The sequence below is a fragment of the Candidatus Njordibacter sp. Uisw_002 genome, assembly GCF_047730155.1.
Lineage (GTDB): Bacteria > Pseudomonadota > Gammaproteobacteria > Pseudomonadales > Balneatricaceae > Njordibacter.
The window spans coordinates 1,986,580-2,002,224 of the sequence record NZ_CP159832.1; the positions used below are offsets into that span (position 1 = coordinate 1,986,580).

At 44.4% G+C, this 15,645-nt stretch carries 17 protein-coding genes; 7 read left to right on the top strand and 10 right to left on the bottom strand.

Going from position 1 to position 15,645, the window contains the following annotated elements; genetic code table 11:
* Positions 1-2: 2 nt before the first annotated feature.
* The gene (locus tag ABXT42_RS09430; protein WP_443627899.1) at positions 3-1,259 is read left to right on the top strand and encodes a nucleotide disphospho-sugar-binding domain-containing protein; all 1,257 of its coding nucleotides are present in this window, start codon (positions 3-5) and stop codon (positions 1,257-1,259) included.
* Between the two features lie 23 nt (positions 1,260-1,282).
* Here the strand turns inward: ABXT42_RS09430 and ABXT42_RS09435 are convergent, their stop codons facing one another.
* Complete coding sequence (locus tag ABXT42_RS09435; protein ID WP_443627900.1) at positions 1,283-2,608, bottom strand: NAD(P)/FAD-dependent oxidoreductase; 1,326 nt, start codon at positions 2,606-2,608, stop codon at positions 1,283-1,285.
* Positions 2,605-2,910, bottom strand: a complete 306-nt coding sequence (locus tag ABXT42_RS09440; protein ID WP_443627901.1) for a hypothetical protein — start codon at positions 2,908-2,910, stop codon at positions 2,605-2,607. The genes ABXT42_RS09435 and ABXT42_RS09440 overlap by 4 nt, the downstream gene beginning before the upstream one ends.
* A gap of 92 nt (positions 2,911-3,002) precedes the next feature.
* On the opposite strand from ABXT42_RS09440, the gene tsaA reads away from it, so the two are divergent.
* Genes tsaA through ABXT42_RS09455 form a run of 3 tightly spaced genes read left to right on the top strand, consistent with a single transcriptional unit; the run spans position 3,003 to position 5,527 of the window.
* Positions 3,003-3,731, top strand: a complete 729-nt coding sequence (tsaA, locus tag ABXT42_RS09445) for a tRNA (N6-threonylcarbamoyladenosine(37)-N6)-methyltransferase TrmO (RefSeq protein ID WP_443627902.1) — start codon at positions 3,003-3,005, stop codon at positions 3,729-3,731.
* 55 nt (positions 3,732-3,786) lie between these two features.
* Complete coding sequence (gene bioA / locus ABXT42_RS09450) at positions 3,787-5,106, top strand: adenosylmethionine--8-amino-7-oxononanoate transaminase (protein ID WP_443627903.1); 1,320 nt, start codon at positions 3,787-3,789, stop codon at positions 5,104-5,106.
* Positions 5,093-5,527 carry an acyl-CoA thioesterase gene (locus tag ABXT42_RS09455; RefSeq protein ID WP_443627904.1) on the top strand — a complete coding sequence of 145 codons (435 nt, stop codon included), beginning with the start codon at positions 5,093-5,095 and terminating at the stop codon, positions 5,525-5,527. The genes bioA and ABXT42_RS09455 overlap by 14 nt, the downstream gene beginning before the upstream one ends.
* A gap of 15 nt (positions 5,528-5,542) precedes the next feature.
* On the opposite strand, the gene ABXT42_RS09460 is transcribed toward ABXT42_RS09455, so the two are convergent.
* From ABXT42_RS09460 to rpsF, 6 genes are all read right to left on the bottom strand, one after another.
* A complete protein-coding gene (locus tag ABXT42_RS09460; RefSeq protein ID WP_443627905.1) occupies positions 5,543-6,136 on the bottom strand; it encodes a hypothetical protein in 594 nt (197 codons plus the stop codon).
* 73 nt (positions 6,137-6,209) lie between these two features.
* Positions 6,210-7,604: a replicative DNA helicase gene (dnaB, locus tag ABXT42_RS09465; protein WP_443627906.1), complete on the bottom strand. Its 1,395-nt coding sequence runs from the start codon at positions 7,602-7,604 to the stop codon at positions 6,210-6,212.
* A 156-nt stretch (positions 7,605-7,760) separates the two neighbouring features.
* Positions 7,761-8,207, bottom strand: coding sequence for a 50S ribosomal protein L9 (gene rplI / locus ABXT42_RS09470; protein ID WP_443627907.1), 447 nt, complete (start codon positions 8,205-8,207; stop codon positions 7,761-7,763).
* A 42-nt stretch (positions 8,208-8,249) separates the two neighbouring features.
* Entirely contained in the window at positions 8,250-9,083 is an 834-nt protein-coding gene (locus tag ABXT42_RS09475; protein WP_443627908.1) for a hypothetical protein, read from the bottom strand.
* Between the two features lie 14 nt (positions 9,084-9,097).
* The gene (gene rpsR / locus ABXT42_RS09480; RefSeq protein WP_046482048.1) at positions 9,098-9,325 is read right to left on the bottom strand and encodes a 30S ribosomal protein S18; all 228 of its coding nucleotides are present in this window, start codon (positions 9,323-9,325) and stop codon (positions 9,098-9,100) included.
* A 19-nt stretch (positions 9,326-9,344) separates the two neighbouring features.
* Positions 9,345-9,767: a 30S ribosomal protein S6 gene (gene rpsF / locus ABXT42_RS09485; RefSeq protein ID WP_443627909.1), complete on the bottom strand. Its 423-nt coding sequence runs from the start codon at positions 9,765-9,767 to the stop codon at positions 9,345-9,347.
* 332 nt (positions 9,768-10,099) lie between these two features.
* Between rpsF and ABXT42_RS09490 the strand changes: the two genes are divergently transcribed.
* The 3 genes from ABXT42_RS09490 to ABXT42_RS09500 are packed head-to-tail and all read left to right on the top strand — an operon-like array spanning position 10,100 to position 12,468.
* Positions 10,100-10,534 carry a YtoQ family protein gene (locus tag ABXT42_RS09490; protein WP_443627910.1) on the top strand — a complete coding sequence of 145 codons (435 nt, stop codon included), beginning with the start codon at positions 10,100-10,102 and terminating at the stop codon, positions 10,532-10,534.
* 17 nt (positions 10,535-10,551) lie between these two features.
* A complete protein-coding gene (locus ABXT42_RS09495; RefSeq protein ID WP_443627911.1) occupies positions 10,552-11,964 on the top strand; it encodes an MATE family efflux transporter in 1,413 nt (470 codons plus the stop codon).
* Positions 11,965-11,985: 21 nt separating this feature from the next.
* Positions 11,986-12,468 (top strand): hypothetical protein, encoded by a 483-nt coding sequence (locus tag ABXT42_RS09500; RefSeq protein WP_443627912.1) that lies wholly within the window; start codon positions 11,986-11,988, stop codon positions 12,466-12,468.
* Between the two features lie 13 nt (positions 12,469-12,481).
* Here the strand turns inward: ABXT42_RS09500 and rlmB are convergent, their stop codons facing one another.
* Complete coding sequence (gene rlmB, locus ABXT42_RS09505) at positions 12,482-13,219, bottom strand: 23S rRNA (guanosine(2251)-2'-O)-methyltransferase RlmB (protein ID WP_443627913.1); 738 nt, start codon at positions 13,217-13,219, stop codon at positions 12,482-12,484.
* A gap of 21 nt (positions 13,220-13,240) precedes the next feature.
* Positions 13,241-15,640, bottom strand: coding sequence for a ribonuclease R (gene rnr / locus ABXT42_RS09510; protein WP_443627914.1), 2,400 nt, complete (start codon positions 15,638-15,640; stop codon positions 13,241-13,243).
* Between the last annotated feature and the right edge of the window lie 5 nt (positions 15,641-15,645).

Consider the following 15,645-nt stretch of genomic DNA (forward strand, 5'->3'; position numbering starts at 1 on the left):
ATATGACACTTTTGGTGATTAGTCCTGATTTTATTTCCCATTACAGCCCTTTGGCAGTTGTCGCTAAAGCAGCACAAGCCGCCGGCCAAAGAGTAGTGGTTGCCACAGGGGAAAATATGGCCCCTCGCGTTCACGCTGAAGGCTTTGAATGGCAACTTTTGCAGCTAAGTCAAAGTGCCAACAGTGGGATTGCACAAAAAAATCCAGCTATTACGCGTTTTTTAAACGCCACTAAAGAAGGTGCTATAGCCACCATTACCTGCCAAGCATTAGATAGAGAAAAAGATTTGCTTTGGCAGCCAGTTGAAGTGGCAAAAAAAATTGCTTCGCTCTGTGAAGATATAGAGCCTGATGATATTTTAGTTGATCACATTTCGTTTGGTTCCACCCTTGGGGTATATGCCACAGGCAGGCCTTTTACTACGCTTATTCCAGGTCATCCAAGCCAACTACCTGTCGGCAATGAACGCTACGGTATCCCCGCAGTTTGGCCCAATTGCATGCAACCTAAAGCAGATGAGTTGGCGCGCCAAGAGGATATTACCGACCGAGTCACTGCAAAATTTACTGCACTTTGGAATGCCGCTTTACAAGAAATTGCACCCAACATGAGCCCTGTAAAGGATGCCTTTCGCGTGCATGGCAACCAAGTGCTCTACAACAGCCCAAAGCATTACCACAACGTTGAGCGCGAAGCCCACTTGCCATTGATACATGCTTTTGTTGGGCCATTAATACGCGAAGAAGAGCTTACACAGACTTATCAAACATGGCTTGATGCTAATGATGAAAGGCCCACCGTTTATGTTGCTTTAGGTACTTTTTTATCGCACCGAGACGACGTATTGAAAAAACTATCACATGCTTTGCAACAAACTAATGTACGCGTGGCCATGGCTATCGGTTCCAACTTAAAGTCTGACTTTGAACCCTTACCCACTGATTGGTTAGTGGAAGCTAGCTTACCTCAAGTAGGGCTATTACAAGGTTGCGATCTGATCATTCACCATGGTGGCAATAATAGCGTGCAAGAAGCTTTAGCTTTGGGTGTGCGCCAAATAACATTACCCTTTTCAACTGATCAATTTGCTAACGCTTCTGATTTAGAGCGCAGCGGGCAAGCTTTTGTAATGTCACCTAATGATATTTGCGTTTTAAGCTTAGCCAAGCTTATTAAGGACGCCCTAGCCTTACCCAAACCTAAAAAATCAATACCTATAAGCTCTGCGGTATTGGCCAACGCTTTATCTAACAGGTAGTAACCTAGAAAAACCAGTTTAGGTTAGTTTTCTTTACGAGCAATAATGCCATCGCGTATTAAACGTAGCCGCACACCAAAGCTTAATAGAGGTTGAACAGGCAATGCATTAGGCTTAGGTCTAGCCTCTATCATCGCCATGGTATCAGTCATTTGGCCACTAGCACGGTAAGCCATTTGTTCCCCAAACAAGGTAGCTAAACCGATGCCACCCCCGTTGTAGCAGCCTGCAACCAAGAGTTTTGAATCTAGCTGATCAAACACTTGGCCATTATTACCACTAATACAGGTAATACCAGACCAACAGCTATCAAAAAGATCATCACTTAGCTGCGCAAATCTGCGTTTGAGTCCACGAAGGTGCAAGCGTTTTCGCTTTTCAAGTTGCTGCGCTGACATATTCATTTTGGGCCAAACCTCAGCTGTATTACGCACCATAATACGTCTATCTTGAGTCAACCTTACAGTGGCACCCATAGCTTGAGCAGATAATAACCCCCAGGCCTTTGGGCTACCTATAGATGCATACTCAGCGTCGCTTAAAGGCCTAGTCATACTTGCAGTGAGAGTGAGGGGAAATGCACGCTTACGCTTCACTTTGGCACTAGCCATAAAGCCATTAACAGCCAATAGCATGTGTGGGGCTTTTACTTGGCCCAGAGGCGTTGATACTAAAAAATCAGTCCCTTGTTTTTTCCACGTAAGCATTGGACTATTTTCGTAAAGCGTTACGTTGTCTGGCAATAGATCGATGTAAGCCCTTGCTAACTTGGCAGGCTGCAACATAACACCACCTGCTGTCCACAAAGCTTGAGTATAATAAGAAGTGCCTAAACGCTCATTAAGCTGCGCCCCATCTAACACACGATGCTCTAAATCTAACTCCCCCAGTAGCTGGCTAAAACGCTGTAGCTTTGCTTCATGGGCAGGCACTGCGGTGGCGTGAAATTTGCCACTGGCATCCCAGTCGCAGTCAATTTTATGCTCATTGACTAGTTGCTCAACACAATCTACACCAGCCTTATTAAGCGCATATTTTTCACGATATTGCTGCAAGCCTGTGTCGGACATATGCCCATCATTAAGGGTGGAATCAACCAAATAACCAGAATTACGCGCACTGGCTCCCTCACCTGCTCGTTGGGCATCAATAATAATAATATGAGCATTAGGATTAAGTTCAGCAAACTTTCTAGCTGCCGACAAGCCTGTATATCCTGCACCTATCACCACAAAATCTGCAGTATACTCGCCCATTAAGGCAGGCTTTGGCTCACGCGCAACAAGCGCTTGTGTCCAGCCACAAGTGTGATCATTGATTGGCAAAGGTGAGAATATATTACTTTTCATTCGTTGCTAGACTCAAGCTGGCGCATGTACTCCGCAGGATCAATAGCGATACCTAATGAACGCTTTTCGATGTAAAAGCCTTTTTTAGATTCTCTACAACGAAAACACACATAAGCACCTATTTCAAATTCCAGGGCTTTTCCGGCTGAGAAGTAAGCGTACTCTTGATCTGCTATAACTAGGGTGTGGATGTAGTATTCTGGCATACCTAGCCATTCAACATGAGGCCCATCAGTGGTGACAGATTGAAGATGACCACGGCCTTGTATGGCTTTAGCTTTGACGTAGGGCTTGCGAGCCATATATTTTCCTAAACGAGACGATTAAACTAAGGCTATTGTAACCAGCTTAACCCTTGGCGTCAGCCAAAATACAGTGAATAAGTCATCTAATCATGCCCACAGACCAAATTCCATCAAAGCACTTAGCCTCACCTATTGATGTAAGTCCTTTTACAGTGACTCCAATCGGCATAATCCACTCCTGCTTCAAAGAAAAATTTGCCACTCCTCGTCAGCCCGGCTTAGTGCCTGCTGCTTTAGCACAAATAAAGCTTCATCCACCCTACAATCAAGCTGACACTGTAGCTGGGTTAGAGGAGTTCTCTCATATTTGGTTAAGCTTTATCTTTCATCACACTGCTGGACAGGGCTGGAAGCCAAAAGTACGACCACCAAGGCTTGGAGGCAATAAAAAAATGGGGGTGTTTGCAACCCGCTCAACTTTTAGGCCCAACCCCTTAGGTTTGTCACTGGTCAAACTAGAATCTATTGATACCAGTAATGGTGTGACCTTACATGTGAGTGGGGCTGATTTAATAGATCAAACCCCAATCTTAGATATCAAGCCCTATCTGCCTTGGGTAGAGTCTATACCCCACGCAAAAAGTGGCTTTGCAAGTGATGATCAAACGTTACAATTACCCATTTATTATAGTGGACAGGCACAAAGTGCTTTATCTGAGCGGCCTGCGCTTAAAGAACTGATTGAACAAGTATTACATCATGACCCTAGGCCTGCCTACCAGCAAGATCCTGAACGCATTTATGGCTGCAATATTGCCGACATTAACTTGCGCTGGCAAGTAGAGTTAGATCACATACAGGTCGTTGAAATCAGCTAATAACATGGCTTGGCTATGTTAATATAAATCCAACAATACACAACGCTTAACTCTTATGACAATGACAAGCATCACACCACAAAATTTGATCGCCTTAGACCAACAACATGTATGGCATCCTTATGCGTCAATGGATAAACCACCTCCAGCTTATCCTGTTGTAGGAGCTCATGGAGTGCGACTGACCCTTATCGATGGACAAGAGATCATTGATGGCATGGCTTCATGGTGGTGTGCTGTGCATGGTTACAATCACCCACACCTAAACCAAGCCATGAAAGTGCAAATTGAAGATATGTCTCATGTCATGTTTGGTGGTATTACTCATGCCCCTGCAGTGACTTTAGCCAAGCGCTTAGTTGATTTGACGCCAGCTGGTCTAGATAAGGTTTTTTTCTCAGACTCAGGTTCTGTGGCTGTCGAAGTTGCCATAAAGATGGCATTACAATATTGGCACGCTAAAGCACAGCCTGACAAAAATCGTATGCTGACTATTCGGAATGGCTACCATGGAGATACCTTTGGCGCGATGGCAGTGTGTGACCCTGTCAATGGTATGCACGGGCTGTTTGCCAGCGTATTACCACAACACTATTTTGTTGACGCTCCCCCAATGGGCTTTGATCGTCCCTTACAGGCAGGTGACTTAGACGAGCTTGAAGCCACCATGAGCAAACACCATAACAACATAGCAGCGTTAATATTAGAGCCTATTGTGCAAGGTGCAGGCGGCATGCGCTTTTATAGCCCACAGTGGCTAAGTGGCGCAGCCAAGCTATGTAAGCAATACAATATTTTATTGATTGCTGATGAAATAGCCACAGGGTTTGGCCGCAGTGGCGCTTTATTTGCTTGTGATCACGCAAACGTAGCGCCTGATATCATGTGCCTAGGCAAAGCCATTACCGGCGGCACTATGAGCTTTGCAGCTACTCTTGCAACCTCTGAAATTGCTACCAGCATTTCACGTGGTGAGGCCAGTTGCTTTATGCATGGCCCCACGTTTATGGCCAACCCTTTGGCCTGCGCTGTGGCTAACGCAAGCCTAGACCTACTCGAAAGTAATGATTGGAAAAACCAGGTGGATGAGCTAAATAAAGGCTTAACACGGCTATTAACGCCTGCGGTATCCTTGCCTTATGTTGAAGATGTGCGCGTCTTGGGTGCCATTGGGGTGATACAAGTAACACAAGCCGTAGATCTTGGTATCATTCAAAAAATGTTTGTGGCCGAAGGTATTTGGGTAAGGCCTTTTGGTAAGCTGGTTTACGTGATGCCACCTTTCATAATGAGCCAAGAGGACTTAGCCACGCTTTGCAACGGTATGCTGCGTGTACTGGAGCGTTATTTTGGGCAAGATTATGCCACAAACTAAAATAGACCCCCTCTTTGAGGCGTTGTTTAGCTGCAATATACAAGTGAGAGTAGCCGACTTAAATTATGGTAATCACTTAAGTAATGACCGCGTTTTGAGTTATTTTCACGAAGTTAGAGTTTTATGGCTGAGCCAAAATAATCTTAGTGAGCTAGACGTGGGTGGTTGTGGCCTTATTATGACCGGTGCTAATGTGGAATATCTTCAGCAAGCACATTTGCATCAACAGCTCACCTTAACATTGGGCCTACGTGAGGTAGGTAAGGTACGCTTCACTGTCATATATCAACTTTGCGACAGCCAAACCAACCATGTAATTGCCTTAGGTGAAACTCATATGGGGTGCTTTGATTATCAAAACCAAAAGCCTACCAGAGCGCCTCAGTCTTTATTAGACATCTTCACCCACTCTAAGATGTAGGCAACGTATCAGTGCTCAGTCAAAGTAAGCATAGCAGTATGTAATAGGCTCCAAGCCACTTTTTTGGGCGGTGCACTTTTGACATTCTTGAGCTAAGGATACCCTAGAGAATTTATTACAATTAGCACATTTGGCTTTTTCAGCCATTTGCCACTGCAGGCCTGGAAACTCTTGCCAGCGCTTGCCCAAACTTAAGATCACCTGCCCTTTTAGCAAATCTCCTGCTTGATAGCGCCCTACAATGATTTTAATGCGTTGACCTACTGCTCTTTTGCGACGTTCTTCTTCCACCTGCGCTTGATCTGGCGCCGTATGCCTGGCTAGAATGCTCATGGTGTCAGCCATGCCTTGTTGCTGCTTGGCGAAGTGCTTAAGAGCATGTTCAAGCTGGGCATCACGCCCTAAAGGAATGCTATAGGCTAAAAGGTCTGGGTCCCAATGGCCTCCTGCAAGGTGCAAAGATTCCATCAGATCTATACTGTGATCACCATACAAACGTAAGTCGTTGGCGGTGGTAATTAATTCATAGCCAATAGGCAAATAGTTAAGCAGTGCCTTGCTAATGCCTGTGTCAATTTGGGTGTCATTATCATCAAACCAATCACTCATTACCTTACTCCCACTTACTCCTTGCCTTACCCTCTGCCTTTTATAGACTATGCAGGTATCTTTGTACTTTATATTATTCTATGTCGTCATAACCATCGTAGCTATGCACTAAGTCTTCAAAGCGAGTGTACTTACCAATGAAGGCCAAACGAGAAGTGCCTATGGGGCCGTTACGTTGTTTACCAATAATGATTTCAGCCTTGCCTTGATCTTCACTATCTTCGTTGTACACTTCATCTCGATAGATAAACATAATAAGGTCAGCGTCTTGTTCTATGGCTCCAGATTCACGTAAGTCTGAGTTTACAGGGCGTTTATTTGGACGGTTTTCTAAGCTACGGTTAAGCTGCGATAGGGCAATTACTGGGCATTTAAGCTCTTTAGCTAGGGCTTTCAATGAGCGTGAAATTTCAGAAATTTCTGCAGTACGACCTTCGGTATGACCTTTAATTTGCATCAGCTGCAGGTAATCAATCATGATCATACCTACACTGCCATGCTCACGAGCTATACGCCTTGCTCTAGTGCGCATTTCCGTTGGGCTTAAGCCTGCACTGTCATCAATATATAACGGCTTATCTTTGAGTAAATTTACTGCACCTGTAAGCTTTGGCCAATCATCTTGCTCTAATTTACCAGTACGCATGCGAGTGGCATCAATGCGGCCAAGAGAAGACAACATACGCATCATCAGCTGCTCGGCGGGCATTTCCATACTAAACACCAATATGGGTGCATCACCTACGATAGCAGCATTTTCTACGATATTCATGGCAAAAGTGGTTTTACCCATAGAGGGACGACCGGCAATAATAATTAAATCAGACTTTTGCATACCTGCTGTGCGGTTATCTAAGTCTGTAAAACCTGTACTGATACCTGTAATGGCACTGTCTGAACGAAATAATAGATCAATACGCTCTACTGCACCTTTAAGAATAGGGTTTACATATTGTGGGCCACCTTCTTTTGGGCGTGCCTCAGCAATTTCAAACACTTTACGTTCAGCTTCATCTAATACATCATCAGATGAGCGACCTTCTGTATGAAAAGCAGATTCAGCAATATCATTAGCAACACCAATGAGCTGACGTAAGATAGCTCTTTCTCGCACGATATTAGCGTAGGCGGTAATGTTAGAAGAGCTGGGAGTGTTTTTTGCTAGCTCACCTAGATAGCTTAGCCCACCTGCATTAGCAAGCTCATCAATGCGACTTAGCTCTTCTGACAAGGTGATCACATCAATGGGCCTAGAATCACCCACAAGCTTGGTCATTACTCTAAAGATAAGCCGATGATCTTGGCGGTAAAAGTCTACCTCTGCAACAGCTTCAGACACTCGATCCCATGCCATTTCATCCAACATTAAGCCACCTAGCACAGACTGCTCTGCCTCTAACGACTGAGGTGGTACTTTAAGCGCATCAAGTTGTGGGTCTGACTTGAGTAAATGTGAAGCTGGCTGCATGTGATTTCTGTTTTATAAGCTAGATATTACCCATGATAACCTTTACTACAGGCACAAAAAAGCCCCTTTAACGGGGCTTTTTAAGATTGTGCTATTAGGTCGCTATGCGCGCCATGGCAAAGGCCTAAGGCCTATAGCAATGGCAGCAAGAGCAATCTACTCAGCAACAAGTGTTACAGTCACTTCAATAGTGATATCACTATGAAGCTGGATAGCAACAGCTGTATCGCCTAGGGCGCGCAATGAGCCTTCAGGTAAACGCACTTCAGTCTTATCAATGGCATGACCAGCAGCCACAATAGCAGTAACGATTTCGTTAGTGCCGATAGAACCAAACAGCTTACCTTCCTCACCAGCGTTAGCAGCAATAGTAACAGTTAAGTCACCAATGGCATCAGCACGGGCTTGTGCAGCAGCTAGCTTTTCAGCAGCAGCAGCTTCAAGCTCTGCACGACGAGCTTCAAAAGCTTCAACGTTAGCTTTGTTGGCAGGTACAGCTTTGCCAGTTGGAATTAGGAAGTTACGTCCATATCCAGCTTTAACAGCAACAGTGTCGCCCAATGCGCCTAACTTACCAATTTTTTCAAGCAGAATTACATTCATGTTTAATTCCTTAATTTGCTCAACATGTATACATGAAGAGTCTTATTCTAATTTTTTTACCCTAACTGGCAAACGCTGCCTTAAATTGAACACGCTGTCCAAAGTGGCTAGCAAAGCTAGCAGTGTAAAGACCAATTCGCCTAGCATTACAAACCCTAAGTAGGTTGCAATTAGCCAAACACGGCCTAATTTCAATTGCTCGACCAAACCATGCACTAGTGCTAAGCCTGTAAATAATAATGGTATTGATAATACAAACAGCCATTGTGTCATATCGGTAATATTGCCTAAACCAAATACGGCAAAAGCAAGTGATCCCGTAAGCCATAGTGGCAAACGCAGTTGATGGAACTCACTTTGAAAACCACCTGGGTTATACAAAGCCGCCTGCCACCAACGTGACAGCACCACACAGGCTAATAATATAGCCATGTGCACAGCACCTAACAAACCCTCCATGAGAGATTGTATTTGTACTTTATCAACACCTTCTGCCTGAAGCGAAATACCTGCTTCGGCAAAAGCTGTCATTACATCTTGCAAGTAGCTTACCAAAATAGGCATCGATGCTGCTGCAGCTAAAATGCTGGCAACTAACACATAAGCCCAATTGGCGCTGTAGCGTAAAACGCTGGCCAAACCTGCTACCCCAATTAAGGTTAAAGCAGGGGTTGGATCACCTCCACTCCACCAAACTATGGCAGGTAGTAGGCTCCACATAAAAACACTGGCACCGGCTTGATAACCTTTTCGCAAGATTACCAACGCCAAAATTGCCGCACTTACCCAAAACAACACAGGAATAATGGCAAATAACACTGCAACTATAGTTGCCTGTTTATTACCACGCATGGCGTATTGAGCTAGTTTGCGCATAATGTTAATACGATTTACTGATGAGCGTCAGTGTATGGCAACAATGCAACGTAACGAGCGCGCTTAATAGCGGTAGAAAGCTGACGCTGGTAGCGTGCTTTGGTACCGGTAATACGGCTAGGTACAATCTTGCCAGTTTCAGATACATAGCCTTTTAAAACTTCAATATCTTTGTAATCAATTTGAGTCACGCCTTCGGCAGTGAAACGACAGTACTTACGACGACGAAAAAAACGTGCCATGGTCAATATCTCCAGTTAATTATTCAGCTGCAGCTTCAGCTACAGGTGCTTCTTCGGCTTGAACTTCTACTTCAGGAGTTTCGGCACGAGGGGCGCGTTCTTGACGACGACGGTCTTCACGGCTTTCAGCAGCTTTAACAGGAGAGTCACCAGTTTCAGCAGCTTTCATACGTACAACCATGCTACGGATTACGGCATCGTTGTAACGGAAGTTACTGTCTAGCTCGTCTAATGCAACATTTGAACATTCAACGTTCATAAGTACATAGTGAGCTTTGTGGATTTTGTTTATTGGGTATGCCAAGTGGCGACGGCCCCAATCTTCTAAACGATGAACAGAACCACCATCAGCTTCAATAGTCGTGGTGTAACGCTCGATCATAGAGGGTACTTGTTCGCTTTGGTCTGGGTGGACCAAAAAGATAATTTCATAATGACGCATTGCTGCTCCTTATGGGTTAAATAGCCTTAAGCATGAAGTAATTCGTTATTGAACGACCACCTTAAAGCAAGGAGAAAAATCACACATAGAAATGTGATGGCGCATTATACGTAAACTTCCCACAAGGCACAAGCCAAGACATTGTAACCACCTACCTAGCAGCCCTAAAACTAGATTAAAAAGATCAAACATTATTAATTAACACCGTCTTTTTCGGGACTAGGACTGTGGCTACTGCTATATTAGGCTCCATAACTAAAAGGCTCGGTTACGCTAGTCTCTTTTTGGCTCTTGCTAAGCTATGCCACACTAATATTTTATGGAAACAAACTATGTGGAATATCTACTTATCTGGTGAAATACATACAGACTGGCGTGAGCAAATTATTAGCCGCTGTAAAGATCTCAACCTTCCTGTAAATTTTTCATCAGCCTGTACTGATCATGAAGCCAGTGATGCAGCAGGTGATCATCTAGCAGATACAGCGACGAGCTTTTGGCGTGACAACCAATCAGCCAAAGTAAATGCTATTCGCACCAAAAACCTCATCGCCCAAGCCGATATTGCTATTATTAGATTTGGTGACAAATACAAACAATGGAACGCTGCTTTTGATGCAGGTTACTGCGCTGCGATGGGTACGCCCTTTATTACCTTACATAGTGAAGACATTATTCACCCACTAAAAGAAGTCAATGCGGCTGCCATGGCCTGGGCTACAGATGTTGAGCAAGTCATCACCACCCTAAAACACGTTACCCAGTAGCCACGAGCACTCCATTAATGAGCAAAAAAACCAGCAACTTAGGCACTAAACCTGTAATTGGGTTATTTTTTGGCATGGCTGCACCTATCGCTGTGGGCATGATGGTGCATGGTCTTTACAATGTAGTGGATGCTATTTTTGTAACTCGCGTGATCGGTGTTGATGCTATGGGTGGTATTTCCATTGTATTTCCTATTCAGATGTTTATTTTTGCTTTGGCCACGCTAGTGGGTAGTGGCATGGCATCTATTGTAGCTAGGCAACTAGGTGCTAAGCAGGATGATAAGGCCAACACCACAATCGATATGGCTTTTCGCTTAGGCCTAAGCCTAGCTATAGTGATTACTGTTGGAATCTATTTAAACATTAATTCCTTGCTGCATTTTTTAGGCGTTTCTGACGCCTTGTGGCCATACGCATATGACTACCTAATGCCTTTAGTGTTACTTAGCTTTCCTATCGTATTAGTGAGCAGCATTCCTAGTGACTTGCTCAGAGCCGAAGGCAAAGCTATGCTCATGATGATAGGCATGGTGTCATCAGCTGTGCTTAATATCATATTAGATGCTGTGTTTATCTTCGTGCTAGAAATGGGCGTAGAGGGTGTCGCTTACGCCACTATATTGTCTCAAATCTTTGCAGCAATGGTGATGCTTTACTTCATTTTAGGTGGAAAAACACAGCTAAAATTGCGCCCCTTTGCCTACAAAATGGACTGGCCTATTCTTAAAGACATTACTGTTTTGGGTATACCTATATTGATTTCACACGCTGGTGTATCACTATTTATTGGCTTAACCAATTACAGTGTCACCCAATTTTCTGAAGTAAATAGTGACTTGTATGTGAGTGCTTACGGCTTAATTGGCCGCTTAATGATATTTTTCATATTGCCAGCCATTGCTATGACGATCTCTTTTCAGACCATAGCAGGCTATAACTACGGTGCCAAACACTACGATCGAGTCTTGGAAACTATAAAAGTAGGGGTCACGGCAAGCCTATGCTATGGATTAGGTGTAAGCGCTATAATGCTTTTTATTCCTCACCAAATTATTGGCATTTTCACCCAAGACCAAGCATTGTTAGCCACTACAGCTGGTATCGCTTTTTGGTCCTTCTTGTTGTTCCCACTATCCAATGCACACAGCGTCATTAGCTCACTGTTTCAAGCCTTAGGTAAAGCACGCCAAGCTATTTTCTTATCGTCCTTAAGAATATACCTTCTGCTGATACCTGCTTTACTTATACTACCCAAAATTTATGGCATTGAAGGTATTTGGTATTCATTCCCACTAGCAGATGCTATAGCCTTTGCTGTGGTGGTATATTTTGTATTTCGTGAACGAAGTAATCTCATAGGTTTAAATCTAGCGTCCAAGGCACACGCTCAAGCAGACCAGACAAACCAAACACAAAAATTAGCGTAGATAAGGCAACTGGGAGTTTAAATGGTTATCATCATATTATGGATATTAGGCATTTTTATTATTGCCATGTTGATAAAAACACTGCTTCAAAGGGCATCTATAACAGGCAAACCTTTGCTACTCTTAATGACCACTGTGGTGATTTTATTGGCAGCTTTGGCTTTGATTTTAAGTGGATTATGGCCTGTGGCCATGAGTTTACTAGGCGGGTTAGCGGTCTATGGCAGACCTATTTTAAGAGCTTTTGGGCTATGGCAAACGGTTAAACGTTTCAGAAAACCCAATGCGAACTCTAATTCTAATGCTAACAATCCTTCCCAAAGCACAGTATCCATGGACAAAGCTCAGGCAAGGAAGATATTAGAAGTAGAAGCCAATGCAAGTAAAGCGGACATCATCATGGCCCACAAACGCTTGATGGCAAAAAATCATCCTGATAAAGGTGGCAGCACCTATTTGGCTAGCCAAATAAATCAGGCAAGAGATATGTTACTTAACGAGTAAAGTGCAAAAAAGCCTAGCTACGCTGGCGAACTGCTTCAAATAAACACACCCCTGCAGCAACAGATACATTAAGACTACTCACCTCACCTTTCATGGGTATTTTAACGAGTTGATCACACCCTTCACGGGTTAAGCGGCGCATACCTTCACCTTCGGCGCCCATCACTAAGGCCATATTGCCCTTAAGATCGGTTTGGTGAATGTGAGAAGTAGCCTCACCTGCAGTGCCTGTGATCCAAATACCTGCATCTTGCAGGGTTTTGAGACACCGCGCTAGGTTAGTCACCTGCACAAAAGGAATACTCTCTGCTGCACCACATGCTACCTTACTTACTGTGCTATTGAGTGAGGCTGATTTATCTTTAGGGGCAATAACAGCATGCACGCCAGCTGCGTCTGCTGTGCGCAGGCACGCCCCTAAATTATGTGGATCTGTGATGCCATCTAAGATCAACAAAAATGCAGGCTCGGTAAGGTCTTCTAACAACTGTGTTAAAAAATGCTCATCCTTCACTGGACTTGGAGTGCATCCGGCCACTACGCCTTGGTGGCGACCGTTCACTTTATTATCCAAGTCTCGACGAGGCATTATATGACATTCAATACTCTGCTCATCTGCCAGCGCCTTCACTTGCTTTAAGCGTTGATCATCACGGCCTTCTTGAAACCAAATTTCTTGCACGCGTTCTGGGTTACGCTGCAGCTTGGTTTGCACAGCATGGATGCCAAAAACGTATTCGATGTTAGCCATAATTAATGCATCTCGATGTGTCTATTGCGAAGCAGCTTTCTTGCGTCGAGCCGTGCGTGGCTTACCAGGTGTTTTAGCAGGCTTGCCCTTTTGATCAAACAAAGGGGTGTCAGCTTTTGCATCAGCATCCACCTTTTTAGACTTAGCCTTGGGCTTAGACTTCGGTTTAGATTTGGGCTTAGATTTTGGTTTTGGTGGCGTATCAGCCAATTCAAAATCAATTTTCTTTTCATCCAGATCTACCCGAACCACTTGCACTTTAATGGTATCGCCTAAACGGAAACTTTTACCACTGCGCTCACCTTGAAGACGGTGCTTTGCTGCGTCAAAGTGATAATAGTCACCTGGTAACGCACTGATATGCACAAGGCCTTCTACATAAACGTCGGCCAACTCTACAAACAAACCAAAACTTGTAACGGCATTAATAGTGCCATGGAAGTAATCGCCAATATGACCTTGCATGTATTCGCACTTAAGCCATCCCTCTACATCCCAAACAGCAGCATCAGCGCGACGCTCTGCCATTGAGCAATGCTCGCCTAACACGACTACATCGGCTGTAGAGTATGGATACCAAGGCGCTTGAGGCTGTTTTTGTGTTGCCTTAATACGCTTCACATAACGGCTTGAGCGTTTGCTCTGGATGACACTACGTATAGCACGATGCACCATTAAGTCAGGGTAACGGCGAATAGGTGAAGTGAAATGAGCGTAGGCATCGTAACCTAAACCAAAGTGACCTTCATTTTCTGGAGTATATACCGCCTGGCTTAGTGAGCGCAGCATGACTGTTTGCACTAGGTGTGCATCTGGCCTTCCTTTAATAGAGCTCAACAATGTTTGGTAGTGCTTTGGCTTTGGGTCTTCTCCACCTGGCAAAGAAAGACCCATTTCACCTAAAAATCCACGCAAATTTTCCAGCTTGCTAGGTTTGGGACCCTTATGTACACGAAACAATCCATCCAACTTATGCTTTGCTAAAAACTTAGCTGTACTTACGTTAGCTGCCAACATGCACTCTTCGATCAACTTATGCGCATCGTTACGATGCACAGGGACTATGTCATCGATTTTACGGTCTTCCCCAAAAACAATACGTGTTTCTTGGGTTTCAAAATCTATCGCACCACGAGCATCACGAGCCAAACGCAAAGCAGCATAAAGTTTATGTAGCTGGTCTACTGGGTCCACAACGTGCTGATACTCTTCACGCAAAGCTGCACATTGATCATCAGCTGAATCTAACATTGCACCCACTTTGGTGTAAGTTAAGCGCGCATGGGAGTGGATCAAGCCTTCGTAAAATTCATATCCAGTTAGCTTCCCCTTGGAGCTAATGGTCATTTCACACACCATCACCAAACGATCAACATGGGGGTTTAATGAACACAACCCATTAGAAATGGCTTCTGGCAACATGGGAATAACGCGCTCAGGAAAGTACACTGACGTGGCACGTCTATGAGCTTCTGTATCTAAGGCTGTTCCGCTGCGAACGTAGTGACTTACATCAGCTATAGCAACATATAAGCGCCAGCCACCTAAGGTTCTTTTACGACAATAGACCGCGTCATCAAAGTCACGCGCGTCTTCACCATCAATGGTGACAAAAGGCATAAGACGCAAATCTATACGATCTTGCTTATCTGCCTCTGTCACTTCTGGCGCTAGCTGAGCCGCTTCATTGCTAGTCTCTAAAGGCCACTCATGAGGTATTTCGTGGGTTCGAATAGCCACATCAATTTCCATACCCGGAGCCATGTGCTCACCCAAAATCTCAGCGACTTCGCCTACAGCTTGATTACGCTTATTTGGCTGGTGGGTAATACGCACTGTGACATACTGGCCATGCTTAGCTTGTAGGATGTTATCACTGGATATGAGGATATCTTGGCTTATACGTTGATTATCTGGACGTACAAAACAAATACCATTTTCCTTAGTCAAACGACCCACTACTTGGTGCGTATTATGTTCGGTAACCTCAACTATAGCGCCTTCGCTACGGCCTTTACGGTCTATTCCAGTAATACGAGCCAAAGCTTTATCACCATCAATCACAGCGCGCATTTGGCGATGGCTCAGAAATAGATCATCACCACCTTCATCGGGCTTTAGAAAACCAAAACCATCACGGTGGCCAATAATCCGTCCGTGTATAAGGTCCATTTTTTGAATGGCTCCGTAAGCGCCTTTGCGGTCACTTATCAGTTGTCCATCACGCTCCATAGCACGCAAACGACGGCGCAGTGCTTCTACGTCCTCTGCTTCAAACAGAGCAAGTTCAAAACTTACCTGCTTTAATGTTGCTGGGCCGCTACGGTCACGTAAGTGATCCATAATAAATTCACGGCTGGGAATAGGGTTATCGTACTTCTGCGCCTCACGCTGAGCGTGTGGATCGTCGATTTGTGTCATTTTTT

Excerpts from the sequence above, each read along its gene's own strand:
- rnr (WP_443627914.1), bottom strand. The coding sequence starts at position 15,640 with ATGACACAAATCGACGATCCACACGCTCAGCGTGAGGCGCAGAAGTAC.
- tsaA (WP_443627902.1), top strand. The coding sequence starts at position 3,003 with ATGCCCACAGACCAAATTCCATCAAAGCACTTAGCCTCACCTATTGAT.
- ABXT42_RS09495 (WP_443627911.1), top strand. The coding sequence starts at position 10,552 with ATGAGCAAAAAAACCAGCAACTTAGGCACTAAACCTGTAATTGGGTTA.
- ABXT42_RS09460 (WP_443627905.1), bottom strand. The coding sequence starts at position 6,136 with ATGAGTGATTGGTTTGATGATAATGACACCCAAATTGACACAGGCATT.
- ABXT42_RS09455 (WP_443627904.1), top strand. The coding sequence starts at position 5,093 with ATGCCACAAACTAAAATAGACCCCCTCTTTGAGGCGTTGTTTAGCTGC.
- rlmB (WP_443627913.1), bottom strand. The coding sequence starts at position 13,219 with ATGGCTAACATCGAATACGTTTTTGGCATCCATGCTGTGCAAACCAAG.
- ABXT42_RS09490 (WP_443627910.1), top strand. The coding sequence starts at position 10,100 with ATGTGGAATATCTACTTATCTGGTGAAATACATACAGACTGGCGTGAG.
- rpsR (WP_046482048.1), bottom strand. The coding sequence starts at position 9,325 with ATGGCACGTTTTTTTCGTCGTCGTAAGTACTGTCGTTTCACTGCCGAA.
- dnaB (WP_443627906.1), bottom strand. The coding sequence starts at position 7,604 with ATGCAGCCAGCTTCACATTTACTCAAGTCAGACCCACAACTTGATGCG.
- ABXT42_RS09430 (WP_443627899.1), top strand. The coding sequence starts at position 3 with ATGACACTTTTGGTGATTAGTCCTGATTTTATTTCCCATTACAGCCCT.
- rpsF (WP_443627909.1), bottom strand. The coding sequence starts at position 9,767 with ATGCGTCATTATGAAATTATCTTTTTGGTCCACCCAGACCAAAGCGAA.
- ABXT42_RS09440 (WP_443627901.1), bottom strand. The coding sequence starts at position 2,910 with ATGGCTCGCAAGCCCTACGTCAAAGCTAAAGCCATACAAGGCCGTGGT.
- ABXT42_RS09475 (WP_443627908.1), bottom strand. The coding sequence starts at position 9,083 with ATGCGCAAACTAGCTCAATACGCCATGCGTGGTAATAAACAGGCAACT.
- ABXT42_RS09435 (WP_443627900.1), bottom strand. The coding sequence starts at position 2,608 with ATGAAAAGTAATATATTCTCACCTTTGCCAATCAATGATCACACTTGT.
- bioA (WP_443627903.1), top strand. The coding sequence starts at position 3,787 with ATGACAATGACAAGCATCACACCACAAAATTTGATCGCCTTAGACCAA.
- ABXT42_RS09500 (WP_443627912.1), top strand. The coding sequence starts at position 11,986 with ATGGTTATCATCATATTATGGATATTAGGCATTTTTATTATTGCCATG.
- rplI (WP_443627907.1), bottom strand. The coding sequence starts at position 8,207 with ATGAATGTAATTCTGCTTGAAAAAATTGGTAAGTTAGGCGCATTGGGC.